1 protein-coding gene is annotated in these 254 nt (G+C 63.0%); it reads left to right on the top strand.

Going from position 1 to position 254, the window contains the following annotated elements; all coding sequences use genetic code 11:
* The coding region (locus AC6UDF_RS07335; RefSeq protein WP_500724227.1) for a topoisomerase C-terminal repeat-containing protein at window positions 1-254 on the top strand (254 nt) is incomplete at both ends.

Here is a 254-nt window from a genome sequence, read left to right as displayed (position 1 = left end):
ACCGGATCATCAAGGAGTTCGAGGGCAGCGACATCCAGGTGCTGAACGGCCGCTTCGGCCCGTACATCAGCGATGGCAAGATGAACGGCAAGATCCCCAAGGATCGCGAACCGGCATCGCTGACCCTGGCCGAAGTGCAGCAGCTGATGGAAGAAACCGGCAAGCCTGTGCGCAAGGGCTTCGGCGCCAAGAAGGCCGCTGCGAAGAAGGCACCGGCCAAGAAGGCGGCGGTGAAGAAGGAAGCCGCGCCGAAG

The organism is Fructilactobacillus sp. X2R6C1 (assembly GCF_059901295.1).
The sequence above is the reverse complement of the archived record's forward strand: the minus strand, read 5'-3'. Positions and strand labels throughout refer to the sequence as shown.